This is a genomic window from Acidiferrobacteraceae bacterium, assembly GCA_037388825.1.
Lineage (GTDB): Bacteria > Pseudomonadota > Gammaproteobacteria > Acidiferrobacterales > JAJDNE01 > JARRJV01.
Map to the genome: position 1 here is coordinate 1 of JARRJV010000133.1, position 3,281 is coordinate 3,281.

General features: G+C 46.0%; 5 protein-coding genes. 1 reads left to right on the plus strand and 4 read right to left on the minus strand.

Annotated elements, in window-relative coordinates:
* Positions 1-76: 76 nt before the first annotated feature.
* From P8X48_13330 to P8X48_13345, 4 genes are all read right to left on the minus strand, one after another.
* On the minus strand, positions 77-304 hold the full coding sequence (locus P8X48_13330) for a hypothetical protein (GenBank protein ID MEJ2108285.1): 228 nt from the start codon (positions 302-304) through the stop codon (positions 77-79).
* Between the two features lie 181 nt (positions 305-485).
* A complete protein-coding gene (locus P8X48_13335; GenBank protein ID MEJ2108286.1) occupies positions 486-782 on the minus strand; it encodes a DUF167 family protein in 297 nt (98 codons plus the stop codon).
* Positions 767-2,242, minus strand: a complete 1,476-nt coding sequence (locus tag P8X48_13340) for a hypothetical protein (GenBank protein ID MEJ2108287.1) — start codon at positions 2,240-2,242, stop codon at positions 767-769. Before P8X48_13340 ends, P8X48_13335 begins: the two co-directional genes overlap by 16 nt.
* A gap of 145 nt (positions 2,243-2,387) precedes the next feature.
* Positions 2,388-2,786 (minus strand): putative metallopeptidase, encoded by a 399-nt coding sequence (locus P8X48_13345; GenBank protein ID MEJ2108288.1) that lies wholly within the window; start codon positions 2,784-2,786, stop codon positions 2,388-2,390.
* A 229-nt stretch (positions 2,787-3,015) separates the two neighbouring features.
* On the opposite strand from P8X48_13345, the gene P8X48_13350 reads away from it, so the two are divergent.
* On the plus strand, positions 3,016-3,281 hold a 266-nt coding region (locus tag P8X48_13350), incomplete at its 3' end, for a hypothetical protein (GenBank protein ID MEJ2108289.1).

Here is a 3,281-nt window from a genome sequence, read left to right on the forward strand (position 1 = left end):
CTGATGCTGATAAGTTGTCGTTAGTTTTGTTCCATTGCATATTTCCTGAGGACTCAACCTTGTAATCTTTTGACGGCTAAAAACTCATCGAGTAAGTCCAACCCAAATCTATGAAGATGTATCCGCCATCACTTGTTTGAGTCAGGTTGGATGCGAATTCAGAATTTCCACCATAGGATTTTTGCCATTCGAGGGCAGGAGCTGAAACAGACGCGCTGCTTGAGTTTTGTGAGAATACAATTGGTAAAGACTCACTGCAAAGCACAATGGCGGCAATGAGCAATGCAGCAGATTGCTTATTCACGCTGATACCTGAAATTACAGGGTTGTTTCTGTGATTAAAGCGTTCTCGTAAAGATTTCTTGACTCAAAGTTTCTTGACTAAGCTCGTTTTATGTTTACTTGTGTCTGTAGAGTATGAGTTAAAGTATAATACCTATGCTTTTTGGACAATGCGATACCTGACCGGGGTAACTCAACGCTTTCTAACAACCGCTTTCGTTGCGGAAAAGGCGTTCTGCTTCACTTTTTGCCATGCCCTTCAGCAATAACCGCTTTTGTCTTGAAGTGGCACCTGAAACCAGTTCAACATTTGTGTGGAAGAGTTTTGAGAGGGCTTTCAATAGTTCCTTGTTGACTTTGCCTTTGACGGGTTCTTCGGTGCATCGAACTACCACCTCGCCTCCTTCGAGGAGCACTTCGAACTTCGGGGATTTAGGTTTCACGAAAACCTCGAGGATTGCGCCGTCTTTCGTGTCTTTCACGTTCATGCGGTTGCGCACTCGGTCTCCGCGTCAAGTCCTAAAGCCCAACTGAACTTCTTACGTAACGTTGCGGGATAAAACTTCTCCAAGTCAAAATCCACTTTTCGAGCCCACTTCACGTATGCGGTCGGGTCAATGTACGACTTGAGCGACGTGCCCAGATTGTACTCTTTCGTGCGCTTTGTTAATGTTATGTCGAACTCTTTCTTTTCAATGCGGGTTTCCAGGGACACAGTTTTTTTGCCTTCCGCCTTCTTCTGCTCCAACTGCGCTTTCATTTCCTTGAGTTGGTCCTCTTTCTTGGCTAACCGCTCCTCAAATTTCGCTGGAACCTTGCGCTTGTGGTTAGCGACTTCAGCCACTTTCAAATTCGCCATTTTCGCCGCGTATTTCTTTACGTAAACTGGGTCTTCCTTTGTCACTGGGCTTTTGGCTAACTCTTCTTTCACGGTTTTTGTGCACCGCCACGTTCGGAAAACTTTGGCGGTTAACCCCGGCATTTTCTGGGAAAGAAAACGTGAAACCTTCTTGGAGTCAATGCCTTCGAAAAGGTATTCCTTGCTGTTTTCTGCGTAGTGCTCTATGTTTCTGATGACTGAGGCGGGAGCCTTCACGCTTTTTTCCCATCTGACGCAGTCTTTTCCTAAAAAGTCAAAGTGTAACGTATCACCTTCGATCTTGATGTGCTCTGCGCGCAACGTGATTGCGCCTACGGTGTCGGCTTCGTCAGGGTCTTTTTCGTCGCCCACCCTCATGTTCGGCTTGAGGATAAGCCAGCATACCGTGGCGACCTTGCGTTTCGTTTCGTCTTTAGCGTCCAAGTTCTTCATTACGTGACGTTCAACAGACTTGATGTTCCTGCCAAGCTTCTCTGCTTTCTTGAATTTTTCTTTTTCACGGTTCTGCTTAATGAAAGCCGTGTCGCTAAACCAGACGTACTTGATTTTCCCAGTGAGCTTGTCAGTCCACTTGGCAACGTACATCTTGTCAGGCTCCCAAACAATTTCCTTCCAGTTTCCAGTCGGCTTCGGGCTGTCGGGAGAAAGGTTAAGAGTTATGTCTTCCTCGCAGGGTCCTTCCTTCCATTTTCCTCGGCGTGGGTGGTCGCCGCGACCTGCAAATAAGCATGAGGGTTCAGCGGTCCAGTTGGCTATCTCCAGCTTTTTCCCGTTAACTATGGCGTAACCGTACTTTTCTTTCCGTTCCAAGCGGGCAGCCTTGCGTTCCGCAGCCAACTTCTTTTTCTCCTCTTTGCTCATGCTCTCTTTCTTCTGTTTTTCCCTCAAAAATTCTTCCATGAAGTTTTTTTCGAAAACCTCGTCGGGCGGGGTGGTAATGGACCATGTTTTACGTATCCAAGCGATAGCCATCTGCTCGCTTTTCGGGGTCAACGGGATTTTTTGTCCTTCAACTTTTATGTTGAAACCTTTATGGTCGTAAACGGGAACGTATATTCCGTTGTGCTTCAGGCTCTTCATAACTTGCTTCATTTGTCAACCTTCCCAGAGCGCATTGAGCTCCACATTTATGATTTCTTTTGTCGGGTTATACGTTAAACTTCACTTTTCAGTCTTTCCGTTACTTAAAAACTTTTAACAGCCAATTAACGTTAACCGCCTGCGATTAAAGCAGAGTTTTCCTTGAAGCCCTTGTCTGCTGCAGTTTCTTGTAAAGCTGCTCTACATGTTTACGTTCGACGTAGCCTTTGTGGGGGCGGAAGCCGCCTGAGAAGCCACCAGGAATATGCATAAGCTCGTGAATCAAGGTTCTCTCCTTGTCTTCAGGGGACATTTTGTCGTAAATCTCTGAGATAACCTCGATCGTGTAGGACGGCGGAATATTCAGCACGCCCTGCCAAAGTCTATCTAAACCGTGAATACGTGCAATTGTGCGTTTGGCTTTGGAGCCTTTGCTTCTAACGCAGAAAACAAATTGGGGCACCACATGGAAAAACTCCAAGTCGGAAGCGATGGCATCCACCTGTTTTTTTATGTCCGGCGCGTCATAGTATTTGATGGGCAAAGCATCACACCTTCAGGTTCAACACGTGAACAGGGGTTTTCCAAGTTAAAAAAGTTAAAGGTTCACCATCTGATTAGGGTTTTTTCTTTGTGGGAACTGGAGGAGTGCTTGGAGGTTATAGAGAACAGTTTCCTTTCATGATTTTTGTTTTTTGTGTTTCGTTTTGGGGTGATTATGCAAAACTTTATTACGTCGCCTAACATTCAGCATTCGTAAAAGGTTGAAGAATATGAAATTCGGCACATACGTATTTGAGCCAAAGAAAGCGGAAGGCTTTGACTTTCATCTATTTCGTGTGAAACCTGAAGTCGGCAGGCGGTTACCCCCAATGCCAGACATGCACAGCAACGTCGCAATTTTCGGAGACAACGTTACCGCCCGCAATCATCCAGACTGGATTTCACAATCAGCTCTCGGTCCATCATGGAGAACAAACGACAACTTTAACGTGCGCTGGGACGTCCTCTGCCACACGCAACCTGAGCACAGAGAAGA

Bases quoted from the DNA above. Each gene is read 5' to 3' on its own strand.
- P8X48_13340 (MEJ2108287.1), bottom strand. From the start codon at position 2,242: ATGAAGAGCCTGAAGCACAACGGAATATACGTTCCCGTTTACGACCAT.